This window comes from Chryseobacterium sp. Bi04 (assembly GCF_918698085.1).
Lineage (GTDB): Bacteria > Bacteroidota > Bacteroidia > Flavobacteriales > Weeksellaceae > Chryseobacterium.
Genome location: NZ_CAKKLP010000009.1, coordinates 177781 through 194609 on the forward strand (window position 1 = coordinate 177781; position 16829 = coordinate 194609).

At 37.6% G+C, this 16829-nt stretch carries 11 protein-coding genes; all 11 read right to left on the reverse strand.

The genetic code is table 11. The features are described from left to right. The 11 genes from LQV47_RS15190 to LQV47_RS15240 all read right to left on the reverse strand — a co-directional run bounded on the left by LQV47_RS15190 (position 1) and on the right by LQV47_RS15240 (position 16707). The gene (locus tag LQV47_RS15190; protein WP_230038287.1) at positions 1 to 525 is read right to left on the reverse strand and encodes an ankyrin repeat domain-containing protein; all 525 of its coding nucleotides are present in this window, start codon (positions 523 to 525) and stop codon (positions 1 to 3) included. Beyond that, the gene (locus LQV47_RS15195; protein WP_230038289.1) at positions 522 to 1067 is read right to left on the reverse strand and encodes a YceI family protein; all 546 of its coding nucleotides are present in this window, start codon (positions 1065 to 1067) and stop codon (positions 522 to 524) included. The genes LQV47_RS15190 and LQV47_RS15195 overlap by 4 nt, the downstream gene beginning before the upstream one ends. Positions 1068 to 1077: 10 nt before the next feature. Beyond that, a complete protein-coding gene (locus LQV47_RS15200) occupies positions 1078 to 1425 on the reverse strand; it encodes a hypothetical protein (RefSeq protein WP_230038291.1) in 348 nt (115 codons plus the stop codon). Position 1426: 1 nt separating this feature from the next. Continuing rightward, positions 1427 to 2269 (reverse strand): DUF5777 family beta-barrel protein, encoded by an 843-nt coding sequence (locus LQV47_RS15205; protein ID WP_230038293.1) that lies wholly within the window; start codon positions 2267 to 2269, stop codon positions 1427 to 1429. 125 nt (positions 2270 to 2394) lie between these two features. Next, positions 2395 to 3045, reverse strand: coding sequence for a Crp/Fnr family transcriptional regulator (locus LQV47_RS15210; protein WP_230038295.1), 651 nt, complete (start codon positions 3043 to 3045; stop codon positions 2395 to 2397). 256 nt (positions 3046 to 3301) lie between these two features. Then, complete coding sequence (locus LQV47_RS15215; protein WP_002976436.1) at positions 3302 to 3607, reverse strand: DUF3467 domain-containing protein; 306 nt, start codon at positions 3605 to 3607, stop codon at positions 3302 to 3304. An 87-nt stretch (positions 3608 to 3694) separates the two neighbouring features. Next, the gene (gene rpoC, locus LQV47_RS15220; RefSeq protein WP_230038297.1) at positions 3695 to 7957 is read right to left on the reverse strand and encodes a DNA-directed RNA polymerase subunit beta'; all 4263 of its coding nucleotides are present in this window, start codon (positions 7955 to 7957) and stop codon (positions 3695 to 3697) included. Between the two features lie 111 nt (positions 7958 to 8068). Continuing rightward, positions 8069 to 11890: a DNA-directed RNA polymerase subunit beta gene (gene rpoB, locus LQV47_RS15225; protein ID WP_230038299.1), complete on the reverse strand. Its 3822-nt coding sequence runs from the start codon at positions 11888 to 11890 to the stop codon at positions 8069 to 8071. 451 nt (positions 11891 to 12341) lie between these two features. Further along, positions 12342 to 14939, reverse strand: a complete 2598-nt coding sequence (locus LQV47_RS15230; RefSeq protein WP_230038300.1) for a T9SS type A sorting domain-containing protein — start codon at positions 14937 to 14939, stop codon at positions 12342 to 12344. Positions 14940 to 14974: 35 nt separating this feature from the next. Next, positions 14975 to 16105 carry a hypothetical protein gene (locus tag LQV47_RS15235; RefSeq protein WP_230038302.1) on the reverse strand — a complete coding sequence of 377 codons (1131 nt, stop codon included), beginning with the start codon at positions 16103 to 16105 and terminating at the stop codon, positions 14975 to 14977. 131 nt (positions 16106 to 16236) lie between these two features. Then, positions 16237 to 16707, reverse strand: coding sequence for a hypothetical protein (locus LQV47_RS15240; protein ID WP_230038304.1), 471 nt, complete (start codon positions 16705 to 16707; stop codon positions 16237 to 16239). Between the last annotated feature and the right edge of the window lie 122 nt (positions 16708 to 16829).

A 16829-nucleotide genomic window follows, 5' to 3' on the forward strand; every position in this document is an offset into this window, starting at 1 on the left:
TCAATTTTTTAAGAGGTTAATAATGTCTTTTTTATCTGTTTTTAATGCATATTCAAATGGGGTCATTCCCATTGAATCTTTTTTTGTTTTATCTGCATTGTACTTCAACAGCAGCTCTACCAGTTCTTTATTACCAAACTTCACAGCCCAGAATAAAGGTGTATATCCTGTGGTATCGGCTATATTGGGATCAGCATTTTTCTTTAATAAATGCTCTACCAACTCTTTATTATATTTCACCGAAAGCCCGGATAAGGCTGTCCCTTCATCACTTTTATAATTCACATCTTTTACGTGATCAATCAGAAATTTAGCCACCTCTACATTTCCTCTGTAACAGGCCAGAATAAGTGGCGAAAATCCATTTTCATTGGTTTGATTGATCACATCTGGATTTTGTTTCATCAGCTCCTGTACTTCAGTGACAGTTCCACTTCTTGCAATATCAAATATTGACTTTACTTTTTCCTGAGCCACCAGGAATGAGCTCAGGAAGACCGTTAGTAATAAGATCAGATTTCTCATTGTTTTATCAATATATAGTTGTATTCAACATTTACACTTTCTGCAATTTTCTTTGTCACCATCTTAGGGATTGTCACTTTATAGTCTGCGGGTCTGGCTACAAAATTTCCCTGCATATAGATTTTACCGTCTTTAGTATAGATAGTAGCTGTAGAAGCCACCGCTTTATCTACCCCATGAAAATTAAGGCTTCCCTGAACTGTATATTTCTGTGGACTGGCAGTCAGTTTTGTTTTATCAAAACCGATAATTTTTCCTTTGAAAGTGGTCTTTGGATACTTGGCTGTTTCTGCATAGCTTTCATTAAAGTGCTCTTCCATTAATTTTGTTTTAAAATGAAAGTTTTTAACGGCTGAAACCGATGCCATTTCCCCACTGTCAGCATTTAAGACAACCAGGTTATTCTCATCCAGGGCATACACATCTTCAAATAATGGTACTGAAGCTTCAAAAGTCACCTTACCTGTTTTAGAGCTGTATTTCTGTGCTGAAGCGTATCCGGTAAAAAGCAGTGATGCGCTGATTAATATTATTTTTTTCATATCAAATTTTTTAATTTTCAGTTAATCCATCAGCTTTCCATTTGATGAAAATATTAATTTGTGTTGCCGACAGGGATCCTCCTTTAGGCATTTTTTCAGGGTCGCCGTTTGGCCTTTGGATCCGGTCCAGGATTCCATCTATGTTATTCTTTGCCTGATCGTAGGTTGTTAAAGGTTTAAAACTGCCTGCAGAATGACAACCAATACAGTTGTTGTCTATAATCGGTTTTACATCTGCGGTATATTTTATCGGCATCGTAATAGGGGTATTATCTGAAATCTCTTCATAGGTCCTGCTATCACAGGAATTCAGTATTCCCACTGATGAAAGGATCACGAGGTATGTTAACTTTCTCATATTAAAAAACTCTATAAAGATTAAACCCAAAGAAAATATGTCCTTTCCCCCATTCACCTGATGCATTGGTAAGATATCCTATATCTGAATTAATCTGGGAGTTCGAGAATAAAAGCTGGAACACATGTCCCCCGGTTTCTATATCCACTCCTAAAGAAAGAGGGTTTTTATAGAAACTGTGATTGTCAAAATTCACAAAATATTCTGCATTTACAGAAACTCTCTTTGAAATTTTATAACGTCCGCCTAATCCTGCTAAAAATTGGTTTTTATCTTCATTTTTAGGCTCATACAGATTCTTATGAACATATGAAGGAGTAAGCTGCAGTGAAAGTTTATCATTAAACCTTCTCGAAATTAAAGCCTGGGTAAGATAAGAAAGTCTGTCGTTGAATTTAAGAAACGGATAGCTGTCCGTACTGAGATCCGTATTTACACCCATCACATTATACCCAACAATATCTACCGGAAAATGATCATTCTGTCTTATCAGCCTGTATTTCACAGCACCTTCAAAGGTTTTCATATTCGTTTCCCTTGATAAACTGACAGAAACGGCATCATTAATACCATAAATTACGCCTAATTTTGTGGAGGCGTTATCCAGTCCAAAAAAGTTTTTAAATCCTGTGCTTACATCACCAAATCTATGGGCAACAATAATGTACCATTCTTTTTTGGCGGCAAGCTTTGTAGATTGTCCTGTAACAATCTGTAGTGCTTTGAAAGCAGGTTGTGAAAATTCCGTATCGGTTTTAATAGTATCAATATCTTTCAACAGATCTTCCTGTGCAAAGGCAAAACCTGATGAAAATACTGACAAAAATAAGAGAGCTTTTGTCATATACAATTTGAATTAAATTATCATATGACAAACTTATCAAGTTCTCAATTCAAAATTATGTGATAAAAGTCACCAAAGGCATTGTTTTTATCAATCATAAAACAAAACTTTTGAAACATTATAAATTAGATTAATCTAACATTTTCATTTACAGTGACTTTGATTCCTTCTTTGGTCTGCACAATCTCGCCGTCACTTTCTATTTTTTTTAGTACCCTACTTACCACTTCTCTGGAAGTACCGAGACTGCTGGCAATTTCACGGTGGGTAATTTTCAAGGGACTTTTCCCTGTACTGATGATCTGCTGTTTAATATAATTTAATACTCTTTTATCAAGTCTATGGAAAACAGCATCATTAACCATATTCATGACTTCTGAAAAGCGCCTGTCATATTCACGATAAAATAATTTATTGATCTCCGGAAACCTGATCAGCCAGTCGTGCATTACAGAAACAGGAATCAGTAAGGCTTCTGATTCTTCTTCAGCAACGGCAAATACGCGGCTTACATAGTCTGTAAAAATCGAAGAAAAAGTCATCAGACAGCTGTCACTAGACTTAATAAAATAATAGATCAGCTCTCTGCCATCATTAAGGGTAAAAACTTTAATAGAACCTTTTATCAGAAAGGGTACATATTTGTTTTTTTGTCCTTCTCTTATAATTTCTGTTTTTGCTTTTATATCAACAATAACAGCATGCTGCTGGAGTTCGCTCAAAAAAACTTTCCCAAGAAAACCAAATTTATCAAGAATAAACACATTATCTGTCATATCAATTATATCAAAATGTAATATTCAAATATATAAAATTGGATCATTGATATGATGATTCATTACCGTTAAAGTTGTGTTATAAATAGCACGGTATATTTTTACCGGGAATTACTGTTGTATTGCAGGAATAGGATAACAAAAAATCACCACAACTGATGCATGATAAACATTGACTATCCAGCCAGGATAAAAAAATATAACATAAAAAATGCCCCAATTTTCATTGGGGCATCTATTTATTGTAAAAGAAATCTTACGCTTGAACGTTGTTACCTCCTAATACGAAAGGCTCAACTTCTTTGATTTCTCCGAACTGCTGCTCATAGTTAGCGATGTTCTGTTGAAGAGCGTTTAATACTCTCTTAGCATGAAGTGGAGCAAGAATTACTCTTGATCTTACTTTAGCTTGCTGTACCCCCGGCATTAATTGGATGAAATCTACTACGAACTCAGATGGCGAGTGGTTTACTAAAGCTAAATTAGCATAGATACCAGCAGCTACCATTTCGTTTAATTCGATGTTGATGTTTCCGTCTTGTGGATTTTGATTGTTGTCCATTGTTATAAATTATGTTTTTTAAATTCGAAATTTGAGATTGTGAAAATATAAAAATAAATCCAAACCTCAAATTTCAAATCATTAATTTTAGTTAAGGTCTTCGAATTCTTTCTTAGAACCTACAATAACATTCTGATATTCTTTAAGACCTGTACCTGCAGGGATTCTGTGCCCTACAATTACATTTTCTTTAAGACCACTAAGAGCATCTACTTTACCAGCAACAGCCGCTTCATTTAGAACCTTCGTTGTTTCCTGGAATGATGCTGCAGACATGAATGACTTAGTCTGAAGAGCTGCTCTTGTAATACCTTGTAATACAGGTGTTGCTGTAGCAGGAAGTGCTTCTCTTACTTCTACCAACTTTTGGTCTTCACGTCTTAGTTTAGAGTTTTCATCTCTTAATTCTCTTGCAGTAATCATCTGACCTGGTCTGAATTCTTTAGAATCTCCAGCCTCTACTACTACTTTAAGACCAAATACTCTATTGTTCTCTTCCAGGAAGTCATATTTATGTTCCAGAGCTCCTTCAAGGAATTGAGTGTCACCTCCATCTACGATAGATACTTTGGTCATCATCTGTCTTACGATAATTTCAAAGTGCTTATCATCAATTTTTACCCCCTGAAGACGGTAAACTTCCTGAATCTCATTTACTAAGTATTCCTGAACCGCAGTTGGGCCCTTGATTCTTAAGATATCATCCGGTGTGATAGAACCGTCAGATAATGGAGAACCAGCTCTTACGAAGTCATTCTCCTGAACCAGGATCTGGTTAGAAAGTTTTACCAGGTAAATTTTTCTTTCACCAGTTTTAGCTTCTACGATCAATTCTCGGTTACCTCTCTTAATCTTTCCGTAAGAAACTACCCCGTCGATTTCAGTAACAACCGCTGGATTTGAAGGGTTTCTTGCTTCGAATAATTCGGTAACTCTCGGAAGACCTCCGGTGATATCCCCTGCTTTTGCAGATTTTCTTGGGATTTTGATTAAGACTTTACCCGCCTTAATTTTTTCACCATCATTTACCATCAAGTGGGCTCCTACCGGTAAGTTGTATGCTCTCTGCTCAACTCCTTTAGAATCTACCACCTTCAATGTAGGTACGGCTTTCTTATTTCTAGATTCAGAGATTACTTTCTCTTCGAATCCTGTTTGTTCGTCAATTTCAAGCTGGAATGAAATACCTTGGATAATATCTTCATATTCTACTTTACCAGAAGTTTCAGCAATGATAACCGCGTTATACGGATCCCATCTACAGATGGTATCTCCTTTCTTCACTTTATCACCTGGTTTTACAGATAATATAGATCCATAAGGTACGTTAGCAATCATTAATGGAGTTTTAGACTCCGCTGCAACTAATCTGAATTCCGTTGAACGTGAAACTACTACCTCAGCAGTATTACCGTTTTCATCTTCAGAAGTAATTGTTCTTACTTCATCCATTTCAACGATACCATCTCTTCTTGCTACAATAGATGGGTTTTCTGATACGTTTCCTGCAGTACCCCCTTGGTGGAAGGTTCTCAACGTAAGCTGAGTACCTGGCTCCCCAATTGACTGTGCTGCAATTACACCTACCGCTTCACCCATATGGATCACTTTACCTGTTGCCAAGTTTCTACCGTAACATTTCGCACAGATACCTTTCTTAGCTTCACAAGTTAATGGCGAACGAACCTCAACAGCTTCTAATCCTGCTTCTTCGATTCTTTTTGCCAATTCTTCAATGATTACCTGATCTGCACTAGCAATAAGCTCATCCGTTTCAGGGTCATAGATATTATGAAGAGATACTCTACCTAAAATTCTTTCAGAGATTCTTTCAACGATCTCGTCATTTTTCTTAAGTGCAGTAACTTCTGTTCCTCTAAGTGTTCCACAGTCATCTTCTGTAACGATAACGTCCTGTGCAACGTCTACCAATCTTCTCGTTAGATAACCAGCATCGGCTGTCTTAAGAGCGGTATCCGCAAGACCCTTACGGGCACCGTGAGTAGAGATAAAGTACTCTAAGATCGAAAGACCTTCCTTAAAGTTGGCAAGGATCGGGTTTTCGATGATCTCCGCACCGGTAGAACCAGCTTTTTGCGGTTTCGCCATCAAACCTCTCATCCCTGATAACTGACGGATCTGTTCTTTAGAACCCCTCGCCCCAGAGTCAAGCATCATGTACACAGAGTTGAAACCACCTTGATCGGTTTTCATTCTGCTCATGATCATTTCAGTTAATCCCGCATTGGTGTTAGTCCAAACGTCAATTACCTGGTTATAACGTTCTGTATCTGTAATAAGACCCATGTTATAGTTGGCTCTAATTTCATCTACAGTTTCAATTGAAGTAGCAATCATCTGTTTTTTCTCAACAGGAACTACAATATCCCCTAGTGAGAAAGAAAGACCTCCTTTGAATGCATTTGAATACCCTAAGTCTTTCATGGCATCAAGGAACTTCACCGTAGTTGGGAAATCGGTATCAGCAAGGATCTTACCAATAACGTTTCTCAATGATTTCTTAGTAAGAAGTTCATTGATATATCCTGATTGTTTAGGTACAATCTGGTTGAATAAAATTCTACCTACAGAAGTCTCGATCAATCTTGTTACTATTACTCCGTCTTCTTTAACAGGTAGTCTACATCTTACCTTAGCATTTAAAGAAACTCTACCTTCAGCATAAGCAATTTCTGCTTCCTCAGGAGAATAGAATGCAAGACCTTCACCTTTTACTTTCATATCTTCCGTAGAGCTCAATTCTTTAGTCATGAAATAAAGACCAAGAACCATGTCCTGAGAAGGTACTGTAATTGGAGAACCGTTTGCAGGGTTCAAGATATTCTGAGAACCTAGCATTAATAACTGAGCTTCAAGGATCGCTTCTGGTCCTAACGGTAAGTGTACCGCCATCTGGTCACCATCGAAATCGGCGTTGAATGCTGTTGTTACTAACGGGTGTAGCTGGATTGCCTTACCTTCGATCATCTTAGGTTGGAAAGCCTGAATACCCAGTCTGTGAAGCGTAGGTGCTCTGTTCAGTAGAACAGGGTGACCTTTCATCACGTTTTCAAGGATATCATACACTACAGGTTCTTTTCTGTCGATAATTCTCTTTGCAGATTTTACAGTTTTTACAATTCCTCTTTCAATTAGTTTTCTAATGATAAACGGTTTGTAAAGTTCAGCTGCCATATCTTTAGGAATACCACATTCGTGAAGCTGTAAGTTTGGACCTACAACAATTACCGAACGCGCAGAGTAGTCAACCCTTTTCCCTAGTAAGTTCTGACGGAAACGACCTTGTTTACCTTTCAATGAATCAGAAAGTGATTTCAATGGTCTGTTTGATTCAGATTTTACGGCAGAAGATTTTCTTGTGTTATCGAATAATGAATCTACTGATTCCTGAAGCATACGCTTCTCGTTTCTCAAGATTACTTCAGGAGCTTTAATCTCCAATAATCTCTTCAAACGGTTATTTCTGATAATAACTCTTCTATAAAGGTCATTAAGGTCAGAAGTAGCGAAACGTCCTCCATCCAACGGAACTAATGGTCTTAGTTCTGGTGGTATCACAGGAAGCACACGCATAATCATCCACTCTGGTCTGTTGATCATTCTTGTATTGGCACCTCTCAATGCTTCTACAACGTTCAATCTTTTCAGGGCTTCAGTTCTTCTTTGCTTAGAACCTTCGTTGTGAGCTTTGTGTCTTAAGTCAAAAGATAATGCATCAAGATCAATTCTCTTTAATAGATCTTCCACAGCTTCAGCACCCATTCTGGCGATGAATTTGTTTGGATCAGAATCATCAAGATACTGGTTTTCTACAGGAAGAGTTTCCATAATGTCAAGGTACTCTTCTTCTGTTAAGAATTCCATATTTTCAAAATCAGAACCATCTAATTTTTTGGCAATACCCTGTTGGATCACTACATATCTTTCGTAGTAGATGATCATATCTAATTTCTTAGAAGGGATTCCCAGAAGGTATCCGATTTTGTTTGGTAATGAACGGAAGTACCAGATGTGAGCAATAGGAACAACCAAACCGATATGTCCGATTCTTTCTCTTCTTACTTTTTTCTCGGTAACTTCTACACCACAACGGTCACAAACGATCCCTTTGTAACGAATTCTCTTATATTTACCACAAGCACATTCGTAATCCTTTACAGGACCAAAGATTTTCTCACAGAATAATCCGTCTCTTTCAGGTTTGTGAGTTCTGTAGTTAATAGTTTCTGGCTTTAAAACCTCTCCTCTTGAGTCCTGTAAAATAGACTCCGGCGAAGCTAAACCAATGGTTATTTTATTAAATCTACTTGTTTTATTTTTATTTGACATAATTTAATTTTTGATTAAAAGATTTAAAGATTGAAAGATTTAAAATTACTTTCGCTCTTATCATCTCAGAGTTAATTAATGTTTTAATTTTTTAATAATTAAATCTTTTAATTACTCCTCCAATCTTACATCAAGTCCAAGTCCTTGTAACTCGTGAAGTAATACATTGAATGATTCCGGAATACCTGGTTCAGGCATAGATTCACCCTTTGCAATTGCTTCATAAGTTTTTGCTCTACCAATCACGTCATCCGACTTCACAGTTAAGATTTCTCTTAGAATATTTGATGCTCCGAATGCTTCAAGAGCCCAAACCTCCATCTCTCCAAATCTCTGTCCACCGAACTGAGCTTTACCTCCTAACGGCTGCTGAGTAATCAATGAGTAAGGACCAATAGAACGTGCGTGCATCTTATCATCAACCATGTGTCCTAGTTTCAGCATGTAGATAATACCTACAGTAGCCGGCTGAGTAAATCTTTCTCCGGTACCCCCATCATAAAGGTGAGTGTTACCAAATTTAGGAAGACCTGCCTTTTCTGTATATTCAGTAATCTGGTCAAGAGTTGCTCCATCAAAGATTGGTGTAGCGAACTTCATTCCTAATTTCTGACCTGCCCATCCAAGAACTGTTTCATAGATCTGACCGATGTTCATACGAGAAGGTACCCCTAGTGGATTCAATACGATATCTACCGGTGTTCCGTCTTCAAGGAATGGCATATCTTCTTCACGAACGATTCTTGAAACGATACCTTTGTTACCGTGACGTCCTGCCATTTTATCTCCTACATTCAGTTTACGTTTCTTAGCGATGTAAACTTTAGCCAACTTCATGATCCCTGCCGGAAGCTCATCTCCGATAGAAATAGCAAATTTCTCACGGTTTTTAACTCCCTGAATGTCGTTAAATTTGATTTTGTAATTGTGAATCAATTGTTTGATCAATTCATTTTTATCAGCGTCTACTGTCCAGTCTGAACCGCTAACGTTTACATAATCTTCAACTGAAGTCAATAATTTGTGAGTGAATTTCACACCTTTACCGATAATTTCTTCATCAAGGTCATTTTGTACCCCTTGAGAAGTTTTACCGCTTACCAGTGTATTTAATTTTTCAATTAAAGTATTTCTCAGTTCGTCAAACTTAGCCTTGTAAGTGTTTTCAATCTCTTCAAGTTTAAGTTTTTCTTCAGTTCTTTTCTTTTTGTCTTTAATGTTTCTTGAGAACAATTTCTTGTTGATCACCACCCCTCTTAATGAAGAATCGGCTTTTAATGATGCATCTTTTACATCACCAGCTTTATCACCAAAGATTGCTCTAAGAAGTTTTTCTTCAGGAGTCGGGTCAGATTCACCTTTTGGAGTAATTTTACCAATCATGATATCTCCAGGTTTCACTTCAGCACCGATTCTGATCATACCGTTCTCGTCAAGATCTTTAGTAGCTTCTTCAGAAACGTTTGGAATATCTGCCGTAAGCTCTTCCATACCTAATTTGGTATCACGAACTTCAAGAGAATATTCATCTACGTGGATTGACGTAAACCAGTCTTCACGTACCACTTTTTCGTTGATTACAATTGCATCCTCAAAGTTGTATCCTTTCCAAGGCATGAACGCTACCACTAAGTTTCTACCAAGAGCTAATTCTCCTTTTTCAGTAGCATAACCGTCACAAAGTACCTGTCCTTTTTCCACTACATCACCTACTCTTACGTTTGGTCTTAGGGTAATTGTTGTACTCTGGTTAGTTTTTCTAAACTTAGTAAGGTTGTATGTTTTAGTAGCAGACTCGAATTGTACTAAATCTTCGTCATCGCTTCTTTCATATTTAATAGTGATCTTATCAGCATCCACATACTCTACAGTACCTGTACCTTCTGCATTGATCAAAATTCTTGAATCTTTCGCAACTTGTTGTTCCAGACCTGTACCTACGATTGGTGCTTGTGGCTTCAATAGAGGAACTGCCTGACGCATCATGTTGGATCCCATCAGCGCACGGTTCGCATCATCATGCTCCAGGAATGGAATTAATGAAGCAGAAATACCAGAGATCTGGTTTGGTGCAACGTCAATAAGGTTTACCTGAGCTGGCTCTACTACAGGATAATCACCATCAAGTCTGGCAATAATTCTGTCTGTTAAGAATTCTCCGTTATCATTCAATTCAACGTTTGCCTGAGCAATTACTTTGTCTTCTTCGTCTTCTGCATTAAGATAAATAGGATCAGCAGTAAGATTAATCTTACTGTCTTCTACTTTTCTGTATGGAGTTTCGATGAAACCTAGTCTGTTGATTTTCGCATAAATACCTAAAGATGAAATCAAACCGATGTTTGGTCCTTCCGGAGTTTCAATCGGACAAATTCTTCCGTAGTGTGTATGGTGAACGTCACGAACCTCGAAACCTGCTCTTTCTCTTGATAAACCACCAGGCCCTAGTGCAGAAAGTCTACGCTTGTGCGTGATTTCTGATAGCGGGTTGGTTTGGTCCATGAACTGAGAAAGCTGGTTGGTACCAAAGAATGAGTTGATTACTGATGTTAATGTCTTAGCATTTACAAGATCAAGTGGAGTAAAGATTTCGTTATCTCTAACGTTCATTCTTTCCTTGATTGTTCTTGCAATTCTTGAAAGACCTACACCGAACTGTCCTGCTAACTGCTCACCAACAGTTTTAATTCTTCTGTTTGATAAGTGGTCAATATCATCCACATCAGTTTTTGAGTTTACTAACTCAATTAAGTGTCTTACAATCGCAATAATATCTTCTTTTGTAAGAACTTCAGTGGTAGTTGGGATGTTCAGACTTAATTTTTTATTCAATCTGTAACGTCCTACTTCACCAAGAGAATATCTCTGCTCAGAGAAGAATAATTTTTCAATAATTCCTCTTGCTGTTTCCTCATCTGGTGGATCTGCATTTCTTAACTGACGATAGATGTACTCTACTGCTTCTTTTTCAGAGTTAGTAGGGTCTTTCTGTAATGTATTCTGGATAATAGAGAATTCATTGCTGTTTTCTTTGTGGATCAGAATAGATTTCACACCAGCATCCAGGATAAGATCTAAATGTTCTTTTTCAAGGATAGTTTCTCTATCCAAGATAATTTCGTTTCTTTCAATAGAAACTACTTCACCTGTATCTTCGTCTACGAAATCTTCGAACCAAGTGTTCAATACTCTCGCAGCCAATGTTCTCCCTTCTACTTTTTTAAGGGCAGCTTTAGAAACTTTCACTTCTTCAGCAAGGTCAAAGATCTGAAGGATATCCTTATCAGATTCGTAACCGATAGCTCTTAATAAAGTTGTTAATGGTAACTTTTTCTTACGGTCGATATACGCGTACATTACGCTGTTGATATCTGTTGTAAATTCCATCCAAGATCCTTTGAAAGGGATAATTCTTGAATAGTATAGTTTGGTTCCGTTAGCGTGGTAAGTCTGTCCGAAGAATACACCAGGTGAACGGTGAAGCTGCGTAACAATAACTCTCTCAGCACCATTGATGATGAAAGATCCACTAGGCGTCATATAAGGAACCGGACCTAAATATACATCCTGAACCACTGTTTGGAAATCTTCGTGTTCCGGGTCAGTACAATATAGTTTAAGTCTTGCTTTTAGAGGCACTGAATAAGTCAGACCTCTTTCCACACACTCATCAATTGAATAACGTGGAGAATCTACCAGATAGTCAAGGAATTCCAATACGAATTGATTTCTAGAATCGGTAATTGGAAAATTCTCCTGGAAGGTCTTGTAAAGAGCTTCAGTCTTTCTGGCTTCAGGAAGTGTATCAAGCTGGAAAAATTCTCTGAAAGACTCGATTTGGATATCCAAAAAGTCTGGAGTGATGATTTTTCCTTTCGCTGATGAGAAGTTAATTCTCGGATTTCCTTGAGTTGTTGATTTTGTTTTACTCATAAAACTTTTAAGAAAGGGTTAAAAAATATTTTGATTTATTAAAAAATATCAGAAGAGAGTAAAGAGAAAAGAAGTAAGAGAAAAGAAAAAGTAAGAAAATTTTGGCGCAATCATCGGTCTTTGTTCTTTATTCTTTATCTTAAAGTCTTCAATCTGACTTCTAACTGCAACGCTGGTATATCTTTTCACAGCGTAATGCAAAATATTTTTATTACTTTTGAGGCTGTATTACCGCAGTATCTACAAATACGAAATCCCTTCCATGATTATACATTGAAAGAGCTGATTTTTAGTATTTTATAAATTTACAAACAATTTTTAGCGCCAAAAGAGGGGCAAAGATACAAAAACTTATCCACAATTACAAATAATCTACCTCATTTTGAGGACATTAAAATAAAAAGGCTGCCCATTTCTGAGCAGCCCTTCATAACACTAAGATTTCTTATCGTTATTTCACAATAACTTTATAAGATTTTACCGTTGATTTAGTTTCTATCTTAATAATATAAATTCCCGTAGGTAATGCAGCAGTATCAATACCGTTACGGGCAGAGAATTTACCGGATTTCACAGCCTTCCCTTCTGCTGAGAATAAAGTGTAAGTTCCTTCTTCTGCCGCTGTAACCATAAGGCTTTCACCAGCTTTTACCGGGTTAGGGTATACTTTAATATCATGGGCAACCTCTGCTACATCTGAAGCTCCTGTACTTTTTGCGTTCATTGATGCATCTTTCAACAATGAAGCATATGGAGAAAGTGGAGAATCAGGTGCACCTCTCTTTACAAGGTCTGTATCTACAACAGCCTGAATACCGTCTCTGTCTTTATCATCAATTGTAGAAATGAATCCACCACCCAGGGTATCAAGATTTCCTTTTCCTATCTGGTACAGATCGAGATCCGAACCGTTGGAAATAAGGTCCAGGAAGTCCGGCAAGCCATCTCCATCGGTATTCCTAAGAGGATATTTTAAAGTTCCTGAATCAGGATAAGTTTCCAATACATCTGCCAAACCATTATTTCCTACTGCAACACCATTATCAATAACACCATTATGATCTGCATCAATCTGATTGATTACTGATGTTGGAATACCTGATTCAAATAAATCCAACACTCCGTCATTATCAGAATCCAGATCACGATAATTCGGAACACTGTCTCCCAATATAGATGTAATTAAAATATCACCTTCCGCATCATCATCTTCAAATTTACCGTTGGCATCAAAGTTTTCTGTTGAGTCAGGAATAGCGTCATTGTCAGAATCAAAATCACAAGCATCAACAATACCGTCACCATCAGTATCTAATGTTGGAGACTTATCATTAACCACTGTACATCCTTCTGCACAATCAGGAATACCGTTACCATTGTTATCTATACTGTCATCTCCTCCGGGACATCTGTCAAAACAGTTTGGAATTCCGTCATTATCATCATCTTTGCTGGCAAAAGCATTATAGATATAATAGCTCTGAGGAATACGAACAGCTGTTCCGCTATTAAAGGTAATCTTCATACGGTTGAAAGGTTTCGTAGCCTTGCCTCCCACATAGAACTTGTTAGAGTTTGTAGTAAAGAAGTTTCCACTGATAAGGCTTCCTGAACTTGTAAAAGTATTGGTTACCGTATTTCCGTTATAGAGGGTCACTGTAATGCTTTCAAGTACACTTACTCCCAGAAGGTTTCCTGCTTTTTCTACCGTAAATCCAGCTACCGTATTAGCAGGAAGCATCGCATTACTGCTTACTGTGGCAAATGCAGAGAAAATACTGAAGATAGATGCAGCAGGCACTGTTGCCGTAGCATAATTGGCAGGATTATTATCTACAATCGCTTCAGGATTTGTCATTTTAGCCAGAATAAGACCTAGAAAACCAGGTCCGGAAGTCCAGCTTCCTCCTGTCACCAGATTTCCCGGTATTGCAGAGCCGCTTGTCTGAATTTTATCATCACATTCACAAGACATTGGTTCTTCGAATGCGTAATATACTTTAAGTGCTCCCAGGTTAAACCCTACAGTCTGGGTAATTTTCAAACGAACTTCATTGAAAGGTTTGGTAGTGGTAAGAGTTACCTTTTGCTTACCGGAACCATAGCCCAGCACTTTAATATTGATTAGCCCGCCTCCGTCTGATAACTGTTTTGAATCCTGAAGCTGGCCAAATAAATAAGTTTCTATGGTAATATTTTTCAAAAACTCAGCACTCAACAGTTTACCCTGATCGTCGGGCTCTATTACAAATCCGGTCCTGTTGCCTGCAGGATACACCTGATTTTTATCCAAAACCCCTACTGAATAGGATCCTAACAATCCTATCGGAAGAACCACTTTCCCGAAAGAGTTTTTATTTCCGTCTCCAATATTTTCTTTATTCTGAACGTAAGAAAGCGGAGCAAGGAAACTGCTGCTTCCGGATATGTTTCCATCAACACCACTTCCTGCAATAATATCATCACAAATACCATTGTTATCTGTTGGTACCTTGGCCGGATCAAATGCAAATGCATAATACACATTCATCGCACTGAATACGGAAAGAACATTCGTCTGATACAATCTTACTTCATCAAATTCTTTTGAAGTCTTAAAGTGTAAGAATATTCTGTTCTTGCTACCCCCGAATGCAGGCACTGATAAAAGCGTACTGTTTGTAGTCGTTTCCTGAATAACACCATTTTTATAGGTACTGATTCTTAACGAGCTTAACAGATCAATCGTAATAAAGCTTGTTCCAAGGTCTACATTAAAACCGGTAATATATCCTGCCGGATATGATGTATTCTTGTTTTTAACAGATATCCCATTTCCACTTAGTAAGGAAGCGAAATTTCCCATATTTACACTGTTATCCAGACTGGCATCCACCACAGGATTCATGCTTCCGTTGTAGCATGCCAGGCAAATCCCTGAATTGTTTACAGGTTTTGCTTCAACTCCCATCCCTCGGATAGGTTCATAGCCTTGCTGCGCAAATACTGCTACAGACAGCACCAGCGTCATAAGCATTGCAGCTAATTTCTCGAATAATTTTTTGGTCATTTTTTAATTTTTAAAGATTTTGTGTTTATTTTTATTTAATAGAAAGCTTTCCATGTAGTTCCGTTACAGCCTTCGTGTACTTTAGCCGTGGCATTGTAGCGGATTGCCCCTTCTTCAGCAGCCGTACATGAAGCAGTAGCTCCAGCAATTCCCTTTATCTGAATAGCAGCACCGGAAGCCGTATCAGCAGTAGGAATCATGTTAATCCCTACGATTGCATTCGTAGCATTTCCGATATTAAAAAAGGCATGCACTTTATTAGCATATACCGATTGTCCTGCCAATGCCTTTCCTGTAAATCCTATAGCCATCGATTGACCACCCGAAACATTATTTGCTGATCCTATGGCAACAGTGTTGGACGCTGCCGTATTTCCACCGCCTATAGCAATTCCTCCATCATTGGTGTTATTATTTCCAAGTGTTAATCCTATAATTCCTGTTACTGTATTTCCATTTCCAAAGACTAAATTATTGGCTCCGGATGCATTATTGGCATTCCCTATTATTTTGGCGCCATTACTAGCTGTATTCCCTAATCCAATGGCTACAGCAGGAAAATTCCCTTGTGCAGAAACAGTATTATCCTTACCTAATGCTATATTGGAAGACGTACTGTTTGTCAGCGTATTATTGGACCCCCATGTAAAAGAGGCAAATGGTCCTGTGGCAGTATTAGAATTTCCACCGCGTAGAGTTCCATTCAGGTCCAGAATTCCTTTGACATTTTTCTGGGTTGCCAGTACCAAATTCTTCCCATCGCTTGTCCCTAAATAGCTTCCGGTAGAAATATCTGTTCCTAAAGCAGCTGTGGCAGGTGTAGTCCCGGCATTTCCAACCGTACGCCAGTCTGTACCTAAGTTCTCCCATTTTGTTCCGTCAAAATAATAATAACCAGGGGATACAACCTCTGCAGTCTGTCCGGTAGGAGCAGCTTCAGAAACTGTAACGTATACAATAGCTCCGGTTTGGGCTGCTGTATAATTTTTGGCGCTCAGCTGTGTTCCTGTAAGCCTTGGAGCAATAACGCCGTCCAGTTTATTTGTATTTGATGGAAAGCCCACCACATCAAGTGTAGCCTGAGGTCCACTCGTATTAATCCCTACCTGAGCAGAAAGATAACATCCTGCCGATAAGAGTGCTAGTGTAAGTAATTTGTTTTTCATTCTTTGTTAATCTTTGTTGTTTTTTTGTGTTCGTTTTTTATTATAAAGGCACTTCTTTAGCTTTCTCATTTAAAAGTGCAAATGAAACAGTATTATAATTCCCTAAGGACCGTAAAAATTTTTATGAAATATTATTGTACAAAAAGAGTGGCCAGTTTATCCGGAATTTTAATAATAAACTTAAAACCATCGATCAGTTTAAAAGAATTGACGTAAAATCTTTTAATCTTTTCAAATATAAGTAGGGTACTTTCAAAATACTCTACATACTGTATCCTTGTTTTCCAGACAGAAATAAGCTCAAAACCATTTATAGCAAAAGAAATAGAGTCTTTATCCCTGGGAATGGGAAAATTACATTGTAAAGTATGGTTATAAAATCTACCCTTATCAGCTTGCAGGATATTTGTATCCTCAATTGATTTCTGCAAATAGGTAACGGCTATACGAGAATGTAAATCAGTAGTATTTACACCTGTATAATGCAGCAATTCAGAATTGCTTACTGCGGCAGATATAAAGCCGGTATTTAATTTTCCTATAGTCGACAGCAGCAAAAGAAATGCGATGTGACTATATGAAAGAAAATAATTTCGATCCAATAGTGTTGTGTTTTTTCCTTGATGCAAATATAGTATTTTTTCAATAAAAACAATCTTTTAATGATAAAATTATATAAAAATTATCATTAATCAAAGATTAATATTAATACATTATGTTAATT

Bases quoted from the DNA above. Each gene is read 5' to 3' on its own strand.
- LQV47_RS15200 (WP_230038291.1), bottom strand. From the start codon at position 1,425: ATGAGAAAGTTAACATACCTCGTGATCCTTTCATCAGTGGGAATACTG.
- LQV47_RS15230 (WP_230038300.1), bottom strand. From the start codon at position 14,939: ATGACCAAAAAATTATTCGAGAAATTAGCTGCAATGCTTATGACGCTG.
- rpoC (WP_230038297.1), bottom strand. From the start codon at position 7,957: ATGTCAAATAAAAATAAAACAAGTAGATTTAATAAAATAACCATTGGT.
- LQV47_RS15235 (WP_230038302.1), bottom strand. From the start codon at position 16,105: ATGAAAAACAAATTACTTACACTAGCACTCTTATCGGCAGGATGTTAT.
- LQV47_RS15190 (WP_230038287.1), bottom strand. From the start codon at position 525: ATGAGAAATCTGATCTTATTACTAACGGTCTTCCTGAGCTCATTCCTG.
- LQV47_RS15195 (WP_230038289.1), bottom strand. From the start codon at position 1,067: ATGAAAAAAATAATATTAATCAGCGCATCACTGCTTTTTACCGGATAC.
- rpoB (WP_230038299.1), bottom strand. From the start codon at position 11,890: ATGAGTAAAACAAAATCAACAACTCAAGGAAATCCGAGAATTAACTTC.
- LQV47_RS15215 (WP_002976436.1), bottom strand. From the start codon at position 3,607: ATGGACAACAATCAAAATCCACAAGACGGAAACATCAACATCGAATTA.
- LQV47_RS15210 (WP_230038295.1), bottom strand. From the start codon at position 3,045: ATGACAGATAATGTGTTTATTCTTGATAAATTTGGTTTTCTTGGGAAA.
- LQV47_RS15205 (WP_230038293.1), bottom strand. From the start codon at position 2,269: ATGACAAAAGCTCTCTTATTTTTGTCAGTATTTTCATCAGGTTTTGCC.